Source organism: Mucilaginibacter sp. (assembly GCF_039207105.1).
Lineage (GTDB): Bacteria > Bacteroidota > Bacteroidia > Sphingobacteriales > Sphingobacteriaceae > Mucilaginibacter.
The window spans coordinates 40,050-59,200 of record NZ_JBCECK010000012.1 but is presented as its reverse complement, the minus strand read 5'-3'; the positions used below and the strand labels follow the sequence as shown (position 1 = coordinate 59,200).

The 19,151-nt window shown below is 42.0% G+C and carries 15 protein-coding genes; 10 read left to right on the top strand and 5 right to left on the bottom strand.

Annotation, left to right across the window (positions count from 1 at the left end; translation table 11 throughout):
• Window positions 1-81: 81 nt before the first annotated feature.
• A complete protein-coding gene (locus tag AAGC65_RS04395) occupies window positions 82-1,383 on the top strand; it encodes a paraquat-inducible protein A (protein ID WP_343111198.1) in 1,302 nt (433 codons plus the stop codon).
• Window positions 1,384-2,676 (top strand): paraquat-inducible protein A, encoded by a 1,293-nt coding sequence (locus AAGC65_RS04390; RefSeq protein WP_343111197.1) that lies wholly within the window; start codon window positions 1,384-1,386, stop codon window positions 2,674-2,676.
• Window positions 2,677-2,694: 18 nt separating this feature from the next.
• Here the strand turns inward: AAGC65_RS04390 and AAGC65_RS04385 are convergent, their stop codons facing one another.
• Both AAGC65_RS04385 and AAGC65_RS04380 read right to left on the bottom strand, forming a co-directional pair.
• Window positions 2,695-3,990 (bottom strand): HAMP domain-containing sensor histidine kinase, encoded by a 1,296-nt coding sequence (locus AAGC65_RS04385; protein ID WP_343111196.1) that lies wholly within the window; start codon window positions 3,988-3,990, stop codon window positions 2,695-2,697.
• A 110-nt stretch (window positions 3,991-4,100) separates the two neighbouring features.
• Entirely contained in the window at window positions 4,101-4,895 is a 795-nt protein-coding gene (locus AAGC65_RS04380) for an AraC family transcriptional regulator (protein ID WP_343111195.1), read from the bottom strand.
• A gap of 107 nt (window positions 4,896-5,002) precedes the next feature.
• Here AAGC65_RS04380 and AAGC65_RS04375 point away from each other — a divergent pair, with 107 nt between their 5' ends.
• The 4 genes from AAGC65_RS04375 (at window position 5,003) to AAGC65_RS04360 (ending at window position 9,559) form a co-directional block, all read left to right on the top strand.
• Window positions 5,003-6,199: an MFS transporter gene (locus tag AAGC65_RS04375; protein WP_343111194.1), complete on the top strand. Its 1,197-nt coding sequence runs from the start codon at window positions 5,003-5,005 to the stop codon at window positions 6,197-6,199.
• Window positions 6,200-6,523: 324 nt separating this feature from the next.
• Window positions 6,524-8,005, top strand: coding sequence for a catalase (locus AAGC65_RS04370; protein ID WP_343111193.1), 1,482 nt, complete (start codon window positions 6,524-6,526; stop codon window positions 8,003-8,005).
• A 45-nt stretch (window positions 8,006-8,050) separates the two neighbouring features.
• Window positions 8,051-9,031 carry an alpha/beta hydrolase gene (locus tag AAGC65_RS04365; protein ID WP_343111192.1) on the top strand — a complete coding sequence of 327 codons (981 nt, stop codon included), beginning with the start codon at window positions 8,051-8,053 and terminating at the stop codon, window positions 9,029-9,031.
• A 57-nt stretch (window positions 9,032-9,088) separates the two neighbouring features.
• Window positions 9,089-9,559, top strand: a complete 471-nt coding sequence (locus AAGC65_RS04360) for a DNA starvation/stationary phase protection protein (protein WP_343111191.1) — start codon at window positions 9,089-9,091, stop codon at window positions 9,557-9,559.
• 76 nt (window positions 9,560-9,635) lie between these two features.
• Here the strand turns inward: AAGC65_RS04360 and AAGC65_RS04355 are convergent, their stop codons facing one another.
• From AAGC65_RS04355 to AAGC65_RS04345, 3 genes are all read right to left on the bottom strand, one after another.
• The gene (locus tag AAGC65_RS04355; RefSeq protein ID WP_343111190.1) at window positions 9,636-10,538 is read right to left on the bottom strand and encodes an oxidoreductase; all 903 of its coding nucleotides are present in this window, start codon (window positions 10,536-10,538) and stop codon (window positions 9,636-9,638) included.
• 78 nt (window positions 10,539-10,616) lie between these two features.
• The gene (locus AAGC65_RS04350; RefSeq protein WP_343111189.1) at window positions 10,617-11,489 is read right to left on the bottom strand and encodes a helix-turn-helix domain-containing protein; all 873 of its coding nucleotides are present in this window, start codon (window positions 11,487-11,489) and stop codon (window positions 10,617-10,619) included.
• An 11-nt stretch (window positions 11,490-11,500) separates the two neighbouring features.
• Entirely contained in the window at window positions 11,501-12,379 is an 879-nt protein-coding gene (locus AAGC65_RS04345) for a LysR substrate-binding domain-containing protein (RefSeq protein ID WP_343111188.1), read from the bottom strand.
• Between the two features lie 86 nt (window positions 12,380-12,465).
• Between AAGC65_RS04345 and AAGC65_RS04340 the strand changes: the two genes are divergently transcribed.
• The 4 genes from AAGC65_RS04340 to AAGC65_RS04325 all read left to right on the top strand — a co-directional run bounded on the left by AAGC65_RS04340 (window position 12,466) and on the right by AAGC65_RS04325 (window position 19,136).
• Window positions 12,466-13,884 (top strand): aminotransferase class I/II-fold pyridoxal phosphate-dependent enzyme, encoded by a 1,419-nt coding sequence (locus tag AAGC65_RS04340; protein WP_343111187.1) that lies wholly within the window; start codon window positions 12,466-12,468, stop codon window positions 13,882-13,884.
• A gap of 121 nt (window positions 13,885-14,005) precedes the next feature.
• Complete coding sequence (locus AAGC65_RS04335; protein WP_343111186.1) at window positions 14,006-14,599, top strand: sigma-70 family RNA polymerase sigma factor; 594 nt, start codon at window positions 14,006-14,008, stop codon at window positions 14,597-14,599.
• 72 nt (window positions 14,600-14,671) lie between these two features.
• Complete coding sequence (locus AAGC65_RS04330) at window positions 14,672-15,613, top strand: FecR domain-containing protein (RefSeq protein ID WP_343111185.1); 942 nt, start codon at window positions 14,672-14,674, stop codon at window positions 15,611-15,613.
• 130 nt (window positions 15,614-15,743) lie between these two features.
• Window positions 15,744-19,136 (top strand): TonB-dependent receptor, encoded by a 3,393-nt coding sequence (locus AAGC65_RS04325; RefSeq protein WP_343111184.1) that lies wholly within the window; start codon window positions 15,744-15,746, stop codon window positions 19,134-19,136.
• Window positions 19,137-19,151: the final 15 nt, after the last annotated feature.

Here is a 19,151-nt window from a genome sequence, read left to right as displayed (position 1 = left end):
CATCAATAGGATGCCCTTGTTTTATTATGATGTTGTATATATTTTAACTACTACATAAGAACAGTCATCACTATTTAAGCCTTGAGTAATAAGCAATATCTCCCGAAAATACTTTTGATTCTTGGTCTTGCTGTTTTGCTGGGCCTGGAAGGCTTTTTTAGTTACAGACTGCACGAGCTATCTAAGCAACAAGAAATGATCAAGCTTGACCATTCCACGGTCAATAATATTTCTTATGGTCTTTTGTCTGTAGAACAATGGCGGGATGAGGTTGCAGGCATCGTGAACCGGCAGGTAAAACATTTCAAATTGACCTCCAAACAGAAACAGGAATTGCAAACTGAGGTTGAGTCGGTACTTTACGCCCTGATCAACAAGGCCGAGGCAATGGTTGAGAAGAAACCGAAAAGTCTGGTCGGAAAGATCCGAAAGTTTGCTATCAAATCCTTTGTCAAAACTGATAAGGTTAAGGCACAGGTTCCCGCTTTTGCCCGCTCCATCATCGCTAAGGCCGACAACCCCCACCAAAAGTCCAAGTTGAGTAACTTGGCCCTGGGGAAGTTTACCGAACTGCAGCATACAGAAAGTGTAGACAGCACTTTGCAGGCCAATCATGCGCTGTTTAACAGTATGTTTAAAAAATACCAGGTTCATTCAAAAGAGGAGTTAAACCAGAAACTTGACCGTACGTTAGAAGAAATTCGAGTAAGTATGTACCGTTTTTGTTTTTTAATGCTCGCCTGTATTATCGCTGTGCTGGCTTTATGGTGGATTTTGCGCAAGCGTACCGAGCTGCATGGTACGTTGTTTATCATGTCGCTAATGTTCGCGTTTATCCTGCTCGCGGTTGGTTTGAGCGCTTCAATGATCGAGGTTGACTGTCGCATCAAAGCACTGGATTTTGTATTGCTGGGTGAACATGTGACATTTAAAGACCAGGTGCTGTTTTACGAAAGCAAGAGTATTCTGGGTGTAGTGGAGGTATTGGTAAAACAGCCTGCTCTTGATTCGATTGCCGTGGGCATACTTATACTTTGCTTCAGCATTCTGTTCCCGGTCACTAAGCTCAGCTCCACCGGCATTCATTTACTCAGTAAAAAGAAACTGGCCGAAAACCGTTTCATCAAATATTTTGCTTTTCAATCAGGCAAATGGAGCATGGCCGATGTGATCGTGATCGCTATACTAATGACCTATATCGGTTTGAATGGTCTTTTGGATAAACAGCTTGCTTTACTAAATATCCGTGGCCAGGAGTTAACGCTGATCACTACCAATAATACGGCGTTACAGCCGGGCTATATCGTTTTTATCAGTTTTGTACTGTATGGGTTGATCTTATCAACTATTCTTAAATATATCACCCCGCATGATACCCACTAAATGAAATATACGATATCAAATATAATCATGCTTGCCGGGCTTAGTTTATTACTGGCCGGAGCTGCTTATGCAGGTTACCGGCTGGCCAGCATCTCCGCCGAGCGTGAGCAGGTTAAAGAAGATTACAGCCTGGCCAACAGCGTTACTTTCGGGTTGTTCTCCATTGATCAATGGCGCGACCGTATCACAGCTGTGCTGAGCGACCAAATACAGGATTACCATATCACAAAAGCGCAGCAGAAAGACCTCCTGATCATGGTGGAAAAGGAAATGCATGGGCTGGTGAGTAAAACGGTAGCTGAGATCAACCAACCGCAAAAAGGACTTGGTGCTAAGCTGAAAAAGTTAGCCTTTAATACACTTGTAGATTCAGCTGAACTACAGGCACAGGTGAGGCCCTTCGCCAAGACCATTGTGGCTAAGATTAGTAGCCCCGAAAGTGAAGCCCGTCTGAAAAACATTGCGGGCAGCAAAGTACACCAGCTTACAAGGCAGATCTATGACAGCGTCAGTGTGGCTAATTACAAGGTGACCAAATATGTGTATAAAAAATACAAGATATCAAACCCGGAGGCCTTTAACCAGCGTATCAATCAAAAGCTGGACACACTTAAAACGCAGCTCATTCAATATGTGTGTATTATGCTGGGTTGCGTACTGGTTGCGCTGCTGTTTTGGTTTACCCTGCACAAGAAAGTGCATTTACAAACACCGCTATTCATTTTTTCCTTGTTGTTTGCGTTCGTAATGCTGATCACGGGCAGCCTTTTACCGGTAATCGAAGTGGATGCCCGCATCCAATCCCTGGATCTGGAATTACTGAATGGCAAGGTGGAATTTAAAAACCAAGTGCTATTTTATCAAAGCAAAAGTATACTTGGCATCGTTAAAACGTTGATCGGGCAGCCCAAACCAGACGCCATTGCAGTTGGGATACTTATTTTATTATTTATACTAATACTGCCCCTTTTGCGACTCATCGCCAAAGGAGTCTATGTGCTCAGCCCCAAAAAGATGGCCCGTAACAGCACAGTTCGGTATCTCACTTTTGAATTGGGCAAATGGGACATGTCTGATGTGATGATCGTCGGTATGCTTATGACCTATATCGGCTTGAACGGCATCTTGAAAAGCCAGCTTGCCAGCCTGAATATCCACAATAACTTCCTGAATGTGGTCACAACTAACGGAACCTCATTGCAACCCGGGTATTTTATTTTTGCGGGCTACGTTTTGTTTGCAGTCTTACTGTCGTATATTCTAAAACGTGTATCGCCTGATGACGGGCTATGAAATGACCGAAGTACTTTATTAGTTTGTAGCGGGCAATTCCACAAAAAAGGTAGTACCGCTTTTTTCATCGCAATTAAACCAGATGCGCCCACCCAACAGCATGGTGTATTCACGGCATAGCACCAATCCCAGGCCCACACCACTTTCATTGGCGGTGCCTTTGACGGTACCGGAACTCAATTCAAAGATATTTTCGCTCAAAGCGGCGGGTTTTCCATTGCCGCTATCCTTTATAGTCAACAAACAGGTTGAACCATTACGGCTGGCATACAAATAAATGTGACCACCGGGGGCAGTAAATTTGATGGCATTATTCAGCAAATTCCGTATAATCAATTGAATCATATCAGCGCTGCTCAGGATGGTCGTGTTTTCCGCGAACACGCTTTCCAGCCGGATATTTTTACGGGCCGCAATGGCCTGAAACAATTGCAGTTGCGGCGACAACAAATCAGCCAACACCAGATGCGCCCTCTTTACTTCTCCGCCGCTCATCTGACTGGTTGACCAATACAGTACATTATTGACCATATCTAAGGTGCCGCGCGTAGATTGGAGTAACTGTGCTTTAATTTCCCGGCGTTCGGTTTCTGACAAATCGAATTCAGCAAGCATTTCCAGATAGTTTTGTATCAAAGACAGGGGGCTGCGCAAATCATGCGAGATAATTGAAAAAAGCTTATTTTTTTCCGCGTCCAATACCCGCAGCTTAGCCGCATTCTGCTGGGCTTCCAGCCGCTCGCTGTCATAACGTTTCCGGATAATATAAAAACAGGCCAGTACAATAACCACAACCGTTATATAAGCTGAGGTCATATCGATGAAACGATCCGCTCGTTGCTGATAAGTAAAGGGAATTAAATCCGGGCGCATAAACTGCAGCAAATGCAAACCTGCCAGCAAGGTGACGTTACTGCCTACCCAATACCAATATTCGCTTACAGGAACAATGGCGACCATCACAACCAGCATCAGCACAAAGAAGTAACCTGTGGGGCCATCAATACCGGAGTTCAAAAAGAAATTGGCTACAAACAGACTGGTACCCAGTAAACAATACACCAACCTGGCCGGCGTCGTCCGCCCGCCGAAACGAGACAGATAAAAGAGATAAACAACTAATGCCAAGGTAACCGCGCTGGCCAGCGCGATCTTGGGTAAACCTACCGCAAAATTTAACGGAACATTATAAGCCAGGGCTGCCATACTGATGGCCAGCACAGAATGAAAGATACGTACCGTTAACGGGAATGCCCCCGGCGGACCACTCACGAATTCACGGATACGGCTGAAAAACGGAGGGATCGGAGACATAAATTAAATAGGCACCTAAGTTAATTAAAAACTGTGAATTTATCCGCTACGCGTATTTAAACCTTTTCAAAACACGATAAAACCAGGGTTTTGAACGCACAATGACGTTATCAATTCCTTGATTTAGGTTTTGATTTCATAACAGCAAAATACGAGGAAGTAAAAGCCGACAGACTTTTATACCCTATCTTAAAAGCAATTTGACTAAGTGTGTATTGTTTGATATCCATCAATTCAATGCTTTTTAAAATGCGTATTAACTGCATATATTTCTGCAGCGTAATACCTGTTTCTTTTTTAAAGATTCGCTGTAAGCTGCGGACAGACATTTTTGCCATATCCGCAAGTTCGTCACTATCAAAATTATACTGATAATTGGCGTTGATATAATTACATACAGGGATTAAACGGATATCGGCAGGTACAGGAATTTGCAAGGCGTTGTTTTCATTGCAAAAATATGGCAGGCTTTTAAGCATTGCTTTCAGAAAAAGCGCTTGTTCTTCATCTTCAGTAACCAACTTATTCCATTTGGAAGCGTACAAGAGCATTTCTTTTAATACAGCAGGTGCAGGAAAAACGTGCACCTGCTCATAAAAACCCTCATTGGGAACGGATTTAAACAACACCAGCATTAAATTGACCGTTTTTGCTTCAGACGCGGCGCGGTGTGCCAAGCCCGAAGGTATCCAGATAACATGGTTTTGCGGGACAAGATATATTTTTTGCCCGATGTAAAAATATTGGTACCCCTCCTCTACAAAAGTTAGCTGGTAACGCTGATGCGTATGCTTATATTCCTCATGTCGCCAATTACCCTCATACCATACATAGGTATCTGTCAAGGTATCAGCTGCATACTTATCTTGACTCCCTTCCAATGATTTACGATTGTCGTTCTGCATATCATTTTTGGCAAAGTTAATAAAACCGCCAATACTAATTTTGTTTCGGGCTGTATGGGTATTGCATACAGCCCGAAGAAACTATTAGTAAAATAAACGTAATTAAAATGGACAAAAAAAATAAAATCGGGCTGTCGATATTGAGTGTGGCAGTCATTATACTGATCGCAGGCGATCTGCGTTCACCCATTACGGCGGTCAGTCCGGTACTCAGTGAAATAAAAGCAGCATTGGGGCTAAATAATATCCAGGGGAGTTTACTCACTTCTATTCCTTTGATCGTATTTGCAAGCTGTTCTGTTTTGGTAAGCAGGATTGCCGTTAAAGCGAATATTCATTACAGTTTAATTTATTCACTGATATTCCTGATCATGGGTTTATACCTCCGGGCTTCCGGCAGTGTAGGCATGTTATACTTCGGTTCACTATTACTGGGTTTTGGAATTTGTATCGGCAATGTAACAGCACCTGCTTACATCAAAAATCTGTTTCCTGAAAAGGTCGGCATGATGACCGGCGTATTTTCTGTTGCGATGAACTTAGTGGCAGCCCTGGCTTCGGGCTTTAGCGTTGCCATCGGAAAATGGACAAATTCAGGCTGGAAAGGTTCGTTGAGTGTTTGGATAGCATGGGCTTTACTGGCTCTTTTTGCTGTTGCTATAGAAACATTTTTCGGTGGGCATAAACCCTCAAAAAGAACTACTGCGGAGGCACCTAAAAGCGGATTTAATGTATTCCGGTCAAAACAGGCCTGGAACATCAGTATTTTTATGGGTATTCAGTCTTTGGTTTATTATTGCCTGGTAGCTTTATTACCTGTAGTGTTGGTTGACTACGGCATGAAAAAATCAGAAACAGGAATGGTGCTTTTGATTATCCAGTTGGCCATGCTGCCGGTTATGTTCATTAGCCCTGTTATTGCATCTAAACTGAAAGACCAGAAATCGATGATCTATGGTGTTGGTTTGCTAATGTTTATAGGGATAAGCATGTTAACTATACTGAAAGTACAATACATCTATCTGACGGCTGTTTTGATCGGCATGTCAAGCGGATTAGCTTTTAGCCTTTCCATTCTGTTTTTCTCGCTGAAAAGCAAGACGATGCACGGAACCATTAAAATTTCGGGAAAAGCACAATCAATAGGTTATCTGATAGCGGCTTTTGGGCCACCTGTTTTCGGGATATTGCACGATTGGGATGTGTCCTGGCATAGCTCTTTTTACTTCTTAATGCTAATGATAATCGTGATGACCATTTTTGGCAGAAAGGCTGCCAAGCCTCATTTTATTGAAGAACATTAATTTTTGATTATAGCCTATCTTCTTTTACGTAACCAAAATTGCAACGCCGCCAATAGGCGAAAGATGATATAGGTCAAAAAAATATATTGACTTTGGTCAACGTTTGGAAGCAAAAAATGTATTGACTTTTGTTGTACGGGCCCTATGAGGACACCTGGAATTTCAGTTCCTGTTGATTGAACCAGCGTTTACTTTATTACGCATAGCCGTATAGCTATATCCGGTTATACCGGCAAGCTTAGCGAGGATCTGACATTGATAAAACAGCTATGAATTATTCAAATATCCGCTTTATCAAAATATTTAATATACAAATTAAAACCAATGGAAACTAAAAAACTAACAACCGCTTCAGGTATCCCTTACACCTCGCATGTGAATGAAAACTCAATGACTGCCGGCCCGCGCGGACCAGTATTAATACAAGATTTCATACTACACGAAAAAATGGCTCATTTCAACAGGGAAAGAATTCCTGAACGAGTAGTACATGCCAAAGGCTCGGGCGCATACGGAACTTTTACCGTTACAAACGACATTACAGCCTATACAAAAGCAAAAGTTTTTGATACCATTGGCAAACAAACAAGAATATTTATGCGTTTTTCTTTGGTAGCAGGTGAAAAAGGAAGTGCTGATACCGAACGTGATCCGCACGGGTTCGCGATCAAGTTTTATACGGAAGATGGTAACCTGGATATAGTAGGTAACAACACCCCGGTTTTTTTTCTTAAAGATCCTAAAAAATTCAGTGACTTTATTCACACACAGAAACGTGACCCTTATACCAACTGTAAAAATCCGACGATGACCTGGGATTTTTTCTCACTTAATCCGGAAACACTTCATCAAGTATTAATTGTTATGAGTGATCGTGGTACACCTTACGGACATCGACATATGCACGGCTTTGGTAGTCATACTTACTCCTTTATTAACGCGAATAACGAACGTGTTTGGGTAAAATATCATTTTTTGACCATGCAGGGTATCAAAAACTTTAACAATGAAGAAGCGCAGCAAATGCGTGGAGAAAACCCTGACTTCGCGCAGCAAGATCTTATTTCGGCTATTGACAGAGGAGATTTTCCTAAATGGAAATTCAAAATCCAGGTGATGACAGAAAGCGAAGCAAAAACCTATCATATCAATCCTTTTGACCTAACCAAGGCATGGCCTCATCAAGACTTCCCCCTTATTGACGTGGGTACTCTGGAGCTTAATGAAAATGCCGATAATTATTTTGCCCACGTTGAGCAATCAGCTTTCGCACCAGCTCGTATTGTGAACGGTATTGGGTTTTCTCCTGATAAAATGCTGCAAGGGCGCATCTTATCCTATCCAGATGCCCAGCGTTACCGTTTAGGTGCAAATTATGAGCAAATTCCGGTTAACCGCTGCCCGTTCATGGTCAATAATTATGAACGTGACGGACAGATGCGTGTTGACGGAAACCAGGGCGGTGCGCCTAATTATGCTCCGAACAGCTTTGATAACATCATCACCGATTCCAGCTATGGAGAGCCGGCTTTACCGCTTGACAACTCAGTTGCTGACTGGTATGACCGTAATGCTGAGGGCGAAAATGATCATTACTCACAACCAGGAAATTTATTCAGGCTAATGGATGAACAAGCCAAAGAAAGACTCATCCACAATATCGTCACTGCCATGAGCGGTATTACAGGTCCAAAACGTGAGGAGATCATTAACCGCCAGATATGTCATTGGTTCAGAGCAGATATGAACCTGGGAATGGCCGTTGCAAAAGGACTGAATGTAGATGTCAGCCATAAAATAAGCTAATAAGGATTAAATTATTGATTATTAAACACTTTAATATTAAATCACATGGAAAACAAACAAGCTGTAGCAGTCCTGGAGGACCAGGCGCTTTCCAAACTCACTAAAGATTTTTTACAGGCACTAAACGGTCCGGGCGGCCCTGGCCTGGAAACCTTCCCCTATGATGAGGCAAGACAGGTGCTTGTCAATGCTCAGAAATCAGTAGAGATTGATTATTCAGGAATTGAAGAAACTGAAAAAACAATCACAGCAGACGGCTTTACAATTAAACTTAATATTGTAAAGCCAGAAGGCAGTAAAGAGATACTGCCTGTATTTATGTTCATTCACGGAGGTGGTTGGATTTTAGGTGATTACCCGACTCATAAAAGAATGGTACGCGAACTTGTTGTTCTTTCGGGTGCAGCGGGAGTTTTCGTGAATTATACGCCCTCTCCGGAAGCACATTACCCACAGGCCATTAACGAAATTTATGCGGCAACTAAATGGGTTGCAGAAAACGGTCAGGAGATTGGTGTAGACGGATCACGTCTTGCGGTTGTAGGTAATAGCGTAGGCGGAAACATGACTGCGGTAACCGCGATCCAGGCCAAAGAAAAAGGCGGCCCGGAAATTAAACTTCAGATCATGATGTGGCCGGTAACCTCTGCCACATTTGACTGGGAATCGTACAAGCTGTTTGGAGCAGATCGCTTTTTAACAACCCCGGTAATGAAATGGATGTTTGATGCTTATACTAAAGATGAAGAACAAAGGAAGCAAATACACCTTTCACCATTAAATGCCTCTATTGAACAATTAAAGTCACTTCCCCCGGCCCTTATTCAGGTTGCGGAAGCTGATATTCTCAGAGACCAGGGTGAGGCGTACGGAAGAAAGCTTGATGAAGCCGGCGTGCAGGTAACTACTATACGTTATAACGGCGTGATTCATGATTTCGGTTTGTTAAACCCATTGGCACATTTACCACAGGTAAAATCGTTGTTCTTACACGCGGCTGCGGAATTACGGTCTCACCTGTTTTAAACTACAGTTTAACATCTACCTTGAAAAACATATCTGTTAAAAACATAAAAACCATTAATGAAAACAAATATTGGTATACCACAAGAATTACTGAGCGAAGTAGCTCATGAACTAAATCACATCCTTGCGGATGAATATGTACTATACACCAAAACAAGAAATGCCCATTGGAACATTGAAGGGCCCAATTTCCATACTGTCCATGTATTTTTTGAATCACAATATAATGAGCTTGATGAGATCATGGATGGCGTTGCCGAGCGCATTCGTTCACTGGGGCATTATGCGCCTGCAACTTTGCAATCTTTCTTAAACTTAACACACCTTACCGAGCAACTCCGGGAAAAAAATGACAGCGCCGGCTTTATAAAAGAATTGCTCGGAGATCACGAAAGCATCATTATTCGTTTACGCGGATTGATCACTGTATTTGCAGAAAAAATGAAGGATGTAGGTACAAGTGATTATGTTACCGGACTGATGGAAACGCATGAAAAAATGGCCTGGATGTTAAGAGCACATTTATAATAGTTAATCTCTTAAATCAAAAAAACGGCTGTTTTCGGAATCGAAACAGCCGTTTTTTCTTGGATCGCGGATATGATTATTGAGCGGGGTAAACAACTCCTGTGATTTGCTCAGCATACTGCCATAATTTTTTTGCGGTAACATCATTCAACGCTGAATCACCTATTTTTGCAAGTGCCGGATAACCATGCAATTCATTTTCCCCATCAGGACCGTAATAAGATCCACCCTTAACGCCGGGCGCAGTTGCGGCATACAAAGTAGGTAACGCACCTTGCCAGGGCTGCATTACTACAGGATATTTTGCCAGTTGTACGTCAATATCATCTACATGTCTTTGTAAATCTGTTCTGGTGATACCCGGATGTGCCGCAAGTGAAAGAATTTGATCACCTGCTGATCGAATGCGCTTTTGCAATTCAATCGTAAATAGCAGATCAGCTAATTTACTTATCCCATATTCTCTTCTTGGATCATATGTTTTTTCTAACTTCAGATTGCTAAAGTCAATGTCATCAACCCATTTATGGGCGCCACTGCTTAAAGTAACAACTCTTGAATGAGGTGTGTTCTTTAATAAAGGATATAAATAACCGGTTAATGCAAAATGACCGATGAAGTTTACGCCAAATTGTAATTCAAAACCTTCTTTTGATTTAGCCGGCGGGCACATCATTACGCCTGCGTTATTAATGAGTAAGTGTAATTGCTGATATTGCTTTACAAAATTATCCGCAAATTCTTTTACAGATTCCAGACTTGACAAATCAAGCAAGGCCGCTTCTACATTGCCATTTCCGCCGTTCGCTCTTATTTTATCAACAGCTTGTTGTGCTTTATTGGTATCACGGACAGCCATAATAACGTTTGCCCCTTTTTCATATAAAGCCAACGCATCTTCAAATCCTAATCCTGTATTTGCTCCTGTGATAATTACCGTTTTACCTGTTTGGTCAGGGATATTTTCTTTAGTCCACATCTTTTATACTTTTAAGTACAAAATTAGGTATGCTAAGATTTGCATTCAATACAAGCCTCAAACGAATAGATACAAAAATCAAATATTTGTTTGATTTCGGTAAGATGCAGGTGTAACACCTTCATGCTTTTTGAAGTAACTATTGAAGTGATTGGGATACTCAAATCCTAAAGCATAAGCGATATCTGCAATATTCCAGTCACTATATCTTAGTAAGGCTCTTGCCTCATTCATCATTCTTTCAGTAATGATCGAAGTGGTTGAATGCCCTGTAACCTCTTTAACCACATGATTCAGATGATTAACATGTACAGCCAGCCGCGAGGCAAAATGGCTTGCTGTACGGATTTGCAGAGGTTGCTCCGGAGACTGTATCGGAAACTGTTTTTCCAACAACGCTAAAAACGAATTTGTAATACGGCTTGCCGGATAAACAGGATGACCAATAGAAGATACGCCCTTATTTTTTAATCCCTCGTAAATTAGCAAATAAATATAGTTCCGTATGATGTCTTCTTTAAATGCAGATGATGAGTTTACTTGTTTGATCAGCATATTAAAAAGCGCCTTTACGGTTACGAATTGCTCCTGATCAAGAAAATAAACGTCGACATTGGCCGCGTTAAATAATGGTGAGGCGCGCATGTTTTTGTTTATTTCAAATGTATTCAGAAATTCCTTTTTAAAAACGCACCAGTAACCTGTCCGGGTTTCACTTAAACTTTCATACGCATACGGAACTAAGGGATTTGTGAAAAATAATGCCGGTCTGTCAATAAGAATGTCCTTATCATCAAACAACAGCCGTCCGTCGCTTTCTATGAGCCAAATTTTGTAAAAATCATTCCGTCGGAGTGGGATACTGATTCGTTCACCAGTGTATTGGTAATGTTCAGCATTAACAATAACATCTATTTCTTTTATGCTATGGTCTTTTGTTTTGATAGCCATAAATAAAGGTATTAAATCAGCTGATGTTCCCTGATCAGGTCGATGACTCCGATTAGATTGTCCTCTGCCGATTGCTGCCACAACATCACAATTTCAGCTTTCTGGGTCAGATCTTTCAGTTCGATCACTTTTATTCCCGGGTAATTTTTTAAACTGGACAGCGGTTCAATCGTCAGGCCAACGCCCATTTCCACAAGTCTGATACTCGTGCCTGCAAAAGGCGTTTCATGGACGATTTGTGGTAAAAAGCCAGCCTCAACAAACATAGACTCAATCAGCGCCACATACATCGGGCCTTCACGCTTGGGAGCAAGAATAAACTTTTCATTTTTCAAATCGGCAAGTGACCGAAAAGAATCCGAAGTCATGACATGATCTCTGGGTAAACCAACCGCAAAGTTTTCCCGAACCATCAGTTTACTTTTAAATCCTTCCGGTATCTCCGGATTTGTCGAAAACCCAATATCGATATCGCGATCCTTCAAAGCTTCGTACTGCCTGGCATTGTTAAATTCCAGTAAAATGATTCTGATATCTGGAAATACATCATTGATCTGCTTAATGAGTCCGGGAAGGAAACTTTGCATGACCGAATGGGTATAGCCGATTCTGATCACCCCGGATTCCCCGCGATGCAGGCTTTTTGTCCTGTTAACGGCATAATCATACTGCTGAAGCATACGTTCAACCTCATCCCTGAAGTATTTGCCTGCCGGTGTAAGTTCCACATTCCTTTTATTGCGGATGAACAATTGTGCCCCAACTTCATCTTCGAGGTTTTTGATTTGCCGGCTTAATGCAGGCTGTGCAATAAAAGATTTACCAGAAGACCTGGTGAAATTTAACTCTTCCGCAAGCGTGATAAAATTCCGAAGAACAGAGACATCCATCTTATGCGTTTTTGTTATTAATAAATCAAAATTAAGTATTTTTTATTATTAATAAGAACCTTTTGATTTGTAAAAAAATAAATGAGATGAAAAGTATAATCAATCAGGCATACGATCCGCAACATTTCAATCAGGCTGGTCTACAAGTAATCGAAAGCCTTACGTCGGCGTTTAAAAAAGCGCAAACATTACCTATACCACACACCATTCAGTTCGAATTACCTGAAGATCAATTGGCCTTTTGGCAAAATGACCTGGATAACCGAGAAGATACCAATTTATTGAATTTGCTCGAAAACGTCATGGCGAAATCAATCAATCTCCATAGTCGGGGCTACCTCGGCCACCAGGTACCGCCAACTTTGCCGGTCACCATCCTAACATCGGCAATCATTGCTTATCTAAATAACGGTATGGCCGTGTATGAAATGGGAATGGCAGGAAACGCGATGGAAAAATTGGTGATTGCCTGGCTGGCAAAACATTTCGGTTTTGGCGAGGAAGCCTCCGGCCTGGTAACCTCGGGAGGAAGCCTCGGCAACCTGACGGCCTTAGTAGCCGCCCGAAACTATTACTGCTTTCAACATCCTCAGGTTAAAGCAGACGAGCTGGCGATTATGGTATCCGAAGAAGCACATTATAGCATCAGCAGGGCCTTCACGGTAATGGGTATTCCGCTTGAAAACGTTATAAAAATACCGGTAACAGATCAATTCAATATTGATATTACCCAATTAGAAACCTTGTATGCCAATGCACAATCAAAACACGTCTTCTGTATAATAGGTTGCGCTTGTTCAACGGCCACCGGCGCCTATGATAATCTGGCAGCTATCGCAGATTTCGCAAACAAACATCAGATCTGGTTTCATGTGGATGGAGCGCATGGCGCACCCGCCATTTTCTCGCCATCTTATGCCCATCTTTTGAATGGCATAGAGCGGGCCAATTCAATTATTGTGGATTTTCACAAAATGATGATGGTACCCTCCCTATCTACTGCGCTGATCTTCCGGGATAAAAAACTTTCCAGATATACCTTTACTCAAAATGCGCAATACTTGTGGGATGATTCACAAAGCGATGAATGGTACAATTCCGGTAAACAAACTTTTGAGTGTACCAAACCAATGACCATCCTGCATACCTACGCCATTATGAAAATTTATGGCGACCGGATTTATCAGGAAAACATCGAGCACCTGTATGGACAGGCTAAAATTTTTGCAGGCTTATTAAAAGACACAGGAAAGTTTGAACTTGCCTGTGAGCCGCAGGCAAACATCGTTTGTTACCGTTTTACAGAGGGAAAAGGCGACCTGGATGAGCTCAACCGCCAAATCTTAAAACGAACATTGGATAAAGGAAACTTTTACATTGTCAGTACAACCATTGGCGGGCAGGTGTATTTGCGTTCTTCCATCATGAACCCAATGGTAACCCAAAGCGATCTGAAAGAACTGATCGGATCTATAATCACAATTACGCAGGAAATGGATAAATAATAAAAGTCGGATCTTAATAGTATAAACGCGTCTCAAACTTGATGTTACAATTGAACATCAAGTTTGAGACGCGTTAGAATTAAAGTTGCCTTAACATTGGATGTTTAATTTTGCTTAGTCAATGGAGCATTCATCTGATTTAGCCTTACTTCAACAAATTAAAGCAAATGATCATGCTGCTTTCGACGTTTTGTTCGACCGTTATTGGGAGAAACTCTACAAAGCTGCATTCGCCCGATTAGGTGATGATGGAATTGCACAGGATATTGTTCAGGAAATATTTATAAAAGTCTGGCAACGCCGCGAAAAGCTCAGCATTAATACATCGATCGAAAATTATTTACACGGTGCTGTGCGTTTTAGTGTGATCAGTCATTTCCGTTCACAACAGGCCAGCGACCTTCGGATGCAGGATGCCCTGGAGCGTATCAATCTGCTCGAAGATTCAATAGATGCCATTGCCGATTACATTGAACTGGAAAAAACATTGGAAGAGGCGGAAAACGGCATGCCCGAAATGCTAAAAAAAGTTTACAGGCTGCGCTGCGATAATCTTTCCGTAAAAGCCATTGCCGGCGAATTGGGTCTGGCTGATCAAACCGTTAAAAATTATATTGCAGAGGCTACGCGCCGTTTACGCATCGTTATTGTCGAAAAATATCCCGAAAAGCACCTCACCTATCTGGCTTTACTGCTACCACTACTTCACAAATAATTAACATAAAGATCATCTTAATTATAAGTACCCCGAAGGGTTTTCAGCGACTTAATACTGATAACCCGGGATATGGATATTGATAAATTAAGAAAAAAACTAACCGCATACTCAAAAGGTAAAGCTAACGAAACTGAGAACGCCTTAATTGAAGCCTGGTACAACTCCTATAATGATAAGGAGCAGGATCTGAGCCAAGCTGAAAAGCAGCGCGTCAGGAATATGATATACGCCAAAGTGAAACCTGGTTTGGCTAAGCCTTCTGTTTTCCGATTGCCCATGTTTCGTATTGCGGCAAGCCTGTTGGTCTTTGTCGGCTTATCGCTTATGTTTTACCATTTACGAACCCTTAGCCTGGCTAAAAAGCAACCGGTTTATACTACCATCCATACCTCAACCAACGGGCTTAAGCAAATTAACCTGCCTGATAGTTCGGTGGTATGGCTTAATGCCGCCAGTACCATTCAGATACCTGTTGAGTTTAAAGGCCATCTGCGCGAAATCAAACTGATTGAGGGTGAAGCTTTTTTTGAAGTAAAAAGAGATGCGCAACATCCATTTGTGGTTCATACCGGTAAATTAAATGTACAGGTGTTGGGAACCTCTTTTAATATACGTTCCTATCAAAAATTAAATAACATACAGGTTTCGGTGGCTACCGGTAAGGTAGGCGTGGTTAAAAGCGGTAAATGCCTGGCCATGTTACTTCCCGGCCAGCAATTGAGTTACGTCACCGTTACAGGACTATATCACCAGCAAAGTGTCAATGCTAACGATGCCCAAAGCTGGAAAACAGGGTACACTACGCTATCGCAAGCTAATTTTCAGGAGTTGGCAGTGGTAATCAATAACATATTTGGTTTATCGCTTAAGCCGGGAAATGAGCATGTACACAGTTACCTCTTTAGTCTTCGTATTCAACACAACTTACCGGCAGACCAGATACTGAAAGTGATTAGCCAGATTCACAACACGCATTTCAGAAAGGAGGGCAAGGAAGTAACTCTCTACTAAACCTCCGGAAAAAACAAACGGCCCTGTACGTCAATACAGCGCCGTGTAATAATTTTTGCAAACCAACGGACGGGAATCCAGGTTTGCAATGCCCAGCAAATATTTCACACTTACAAAAGCAATCAAAAATATGAATTTCTATACACTGTTATGGAAGCAATTTATGCGAACTACTATTTTAGCATTTAGTATCCTGCTCACCGTTGGGCTGCTGTATGTGCAGGCAGCAAATGTTAAGGCTCAGGGCCTTAACAGCCGCATCAATGTGTCAGTTGGCAACGAAAATTTGTCGACAGTAATTAAAAATATCGAAAGCAAATCTAACCTGATATTTGCCTACGATGAAGCCTACCTCGGGTTAAAAAATATTTATGTAAAACCCGCCAGCTTTACCAATGCCCCTCTTGAAACAGTACTCACCAACGTTTTAAGATACTCTGGCATCGGTTTTAAAGAAGAAGCCGGAAACATCCTGTTATTTAAACAAGGCTCAGGCAAAATTGCCGGCCGCATTACCGACGAAACAGGTGCGCCCTTACCAGGTGCATCGGTAAAAATTGCCGGTACAGGTACCGGCGTAATGACCAATAATGATGGCAACTACACGCTTACCGTACCCGAAGGCACCTATACCATTGAGGTAACTTTTGTTGGTTACTCCAAAAACGAAACTAAGGATGTAAAAGTTGCAGCTAATAAAACGGCTACGCTTAACGTGAGCCTAACAGGCGGTAACTTGCTTAAAGAGGTTACCGTAAGTTATGGTAAACAACGTGCCCGTGATATTACAGGTTCAATAACTGAGTTAAGCGCGGCTCCTTTAAAAGATATGCCGGTAATACAGTTTGCACAGCAACTGGAAGGAAAAGTGGCCGGTGTATCAGTGGTACAAAGCAGCGGCCAGCCGGGCAGGGGTATAGATTTCCGTATCAGGGGTGCCGCGTCATTTTTTACTGATAACCAACCTCTGTTTGTAATTGACGGAATGCCCATAACCGGAAGCATCAACAATATTAACCCCGATGAAATTGAGAGCTTTAGTATTCTAAAAGATGCTTCAGCCACGGCCCTATACGGTTCAAGAGCATCAAACGGTGTAATATTGATAACAACCCGCCACGCTAAACCGGGTACAGGTACTTCGGTAGAATTTAATGCTAACTACGGTGTACAATCTATCCCTGGCAACAAGGTGCCAAAAGTGATGAACGCCGAGCAATTTGCCGAGTTTATGAGAGAACGCGCGCAGGATGGTTTATTATATGAAAAAAATTATAACATAGCTAATGACTACAAGGCCGCTTACCTTGATGTAGATCCCTCAAGTTATGGTACCGGTACCAACTGGTATAAGTTGCTTACACGTACCGCACCTATCCAGAACTACGATGTAACTATTCAGTCGGCAACAGAAAAATCATCTTCAACAGCTATTGTAAGCTACTCAGACCAGCAGGGTGTTTTAATCAACACCGGCACGCGCTTATTTTCCGCACGAATCAATAAAGATGTATCTGTAGCTAATGGCAAGCTAAAAATCGGTTTCAACCTGGCGCCGAGTTACCGTTTAGACCATAATAACCGTTTAACAACCGATGGTGTGGGCGGCTTATTCGAGCGTATTTTTGAAGCCAGTCCCCTGATTTCCCCTTTCAATGCCGATGGTTCTTATAACCGTGTAGTAAACTCGCCGGGTATGGTTGCCTATGTTAATCCGCTGGCCCAGTTTAAATTAACCAATGATGATTATAAAACCACGCGCATACTGGGAAATGGCTATTTGAATTACGAGGTTTTAAATGGCTTAATGTTAAAGGTAAACGTAGGTGTTGATAAAGGCGGCGAAACACGTAACTATTATCAATCAGGTATCGTAACTTCTACAGCTAATAACCCAACCGGTACCAGTAGTTCGGTAGATAATGGTTCATATACAGCCGAGGGATACCTGAACTACACGAAAACATTTCATCAGGATCATCACCTGCAGGTATTAGGCGGCTATTCTGTTCAAAAATATTCTTCAACTGCTAATACGCTAACCGGCTTAGGCTTCCCTAATGACGATATCCCATATTTAACCGCGGCTACAAGCGTAACCGGAAATAGTAGCTATACAGATTATTCATTGTTATCTGTCATCGGGCGTATTAACTATGATTATCAAGGCAAATATCTATTGCAGGGTGCATTCCGTAACGATGGATCTTCGCGTTTTGGCGCAAATTCCAAATACGGTAATTTCCCTTCAGTATCAGCAGGCTGGGTAGTAAGCGACGAGAAATTTATGGAGCGTTTTAAAAACGTAGATCTGTTTAAAATTCGTGCCAGCTACGGTGTAACAGGTAACAACTTCTTTTCGAGTAATTATGTAGCGCAATCTACTACCTCAAATTACTATTACGATTATAATAATACCATTACACAGGGTACTACGATCAGCAATTTGGGTAATGCCAATTTACAATGGGAGCGCAGTTTGCAACTTGATTTGGGCTTTGACGTAAGCTTATTGAAAAACCGTATCAGTTTGACGTATGATTATTATCACAAAATTTCTGACCACCTGATACAGGCAAGGCCATTGCCAACCTCATCGGGCTATACAACAGTTTATGATAACGTTGGTAAGCTGGCGTTCTGGGGTCATGAAATTACCATCAACACTGTTAACATCAATAACCGCGATTTTAAATGGAACAGCGCTTTCAATATTTCATTTGATCGTAACATTATCAAGAGTTTGGTATCACCTGGTTACATCCGCAGAAATAATACCGTAACATCCGATTATTTCCGCCAGCAGGTTGGCCATCATTTGGGTGAGTTTTACGGCTTTGTTTTTGAAGGCTTGTATAAAGACGCGGCCGATCTGGCCAACTCACCAAAGTACCTTGCAACAGCTACCTCGCCTAATGGCTCATCAGATGTAGGAACCATCAAAGTTAAAGACCTTAATGGCGACGGTGTGATTGATGATGTGAACGACCGTACATTTATCGGCGACCCTACCCCTACTTTTACAGGTGGTTTTACCAACAACTTTACCTACAAGCGGTTCGACCTGAATATACATACCTCATTTTCTGTAGGAGGGAAAATCCTGAATGCTGCAAAATGGGCTTATCAAACCAATATGGACGGTTCACGTGTGCCGCTGGTGGCAGCGCTTGACCACTGGCGTTCTCCTGAAGATCCGGGCTCGGGCATTTACCCGCGTACTAAAACAGGTACCACAGCAATAGGCCGTGAAGTAAACACACAATGGATAGAGAACGGCTCATACTTCGCCATCAAAAATATTTCGCTGGGTTATAGTATACCGTTTAAAAATAATATCGCTTTTAAATCGCTTCGCGTTTTTGCCTCAGTACAACAGGCATTTGTATTTACAGGTTATTCAGGCATGAATCCGGAAATTAACCTCACCGGACAAGACCCAACGCAAGGTATCGGTATTGATGAAAACGCCTATCCAATCCCAAGGACTTTCTCATTAGGTATTTCAGCCTCTATAAAATAATCAAAATCAAAACTT

Coding starts and splice junctions, on each gene's coding strand:
- AAGC65_RS04330 (WP_343111185.1), top strand. CDS start 14,672: ATGGATATTGATAAATTAAGAAAAAAACTAACCGCATACTCAAAAGGT.
- AAGC65_RS04355 (WP_343111190.1), bottom strand. CDS start 10,538: ATGTGGACTAAAGAAAATATCCCTGACCAAACAGGTAAAACGGTAATT.
- AAGC65_RS04350 (WP_343111189.1), bottom strand. CDS start 11,489: ATGGCTATCAAAACAAAAGACCATAGCATAAAAGAAATAGATGTTATT.
- AAGC65_RS04390 (WP_343111197.1), top strand. CDS start 1,384: ATGAAATATACGATATCAAATATAATCATGCTTGCCGGGCTTAGTTTA.
- AAGC65_RS04370 (WP_343111193.1), top strand. CDS start 6,524: ATGGAAACTAAAAAACTAACAACCGCTTCAGGTATCCCTTACACCTCG.
- AAGC65_RS04325 (WP_343111184.1), top strand. CDS start 15,744: ATGAATTTCTATACACTGTTATGGAAGCAATTTATGCGAACTACTATT.
- AAGC65_RS04375 (WP_343111194.1), top strand. CDS start 5,003: ATGGACAAAAAAAATAAAATCGGGCTGTCGATATTGAGTGTGGCAGTC.
- AAGC65_RS04365 (WP_343111192.1), top strand. CDS start 8,051: ATGGAAAACAAACAAGCTGTAGCAGTCCTGGAGGACCAGGCGCTTTCC.
- AAGC65_RS04345 (WP_343111188.1), bottom strand. CDS start 12,379: ATGGATGTCTCTGTTCTTCGGAATTTTATCACGCTTGCGGAAGAGTTA.
- AAGC65_RS04360 (WP_343111191.1), top strand. CDS start 9,089: ATGAAAACAAATATTGGTATACCACAAGAATTACTGAGCGAAGTAGCT.
- AAGC65_RS04335 (WP_343111186.1), top strand. CDS start 14,006: ATGGAGCATTCATCTGATTTAGCCTTACTTCAACAAATTAAAGCAAAT.
- AAGC65_RS04385 (WP_343111196.1), bottom strand. CDS start 3,990: ATGTCTCCGATCCCTCCGTTTTTCAGCCGTATCCGTGAATTCGTGAGT.
- AAGC65_RS04340 (WP_343111187.1), top strand. CDS start 12,466: ATGAAAAGTATAATCAATCAGGCATACGATCCGCAACATTTCAATCAG.
- AAGC65_RS04380 (WP_343111195.1), bottom strand. CDS start 4,895: ATGCAGAACGACAATCGTAAATCATTGGAAGGGAGTCAAGATAAGTAT.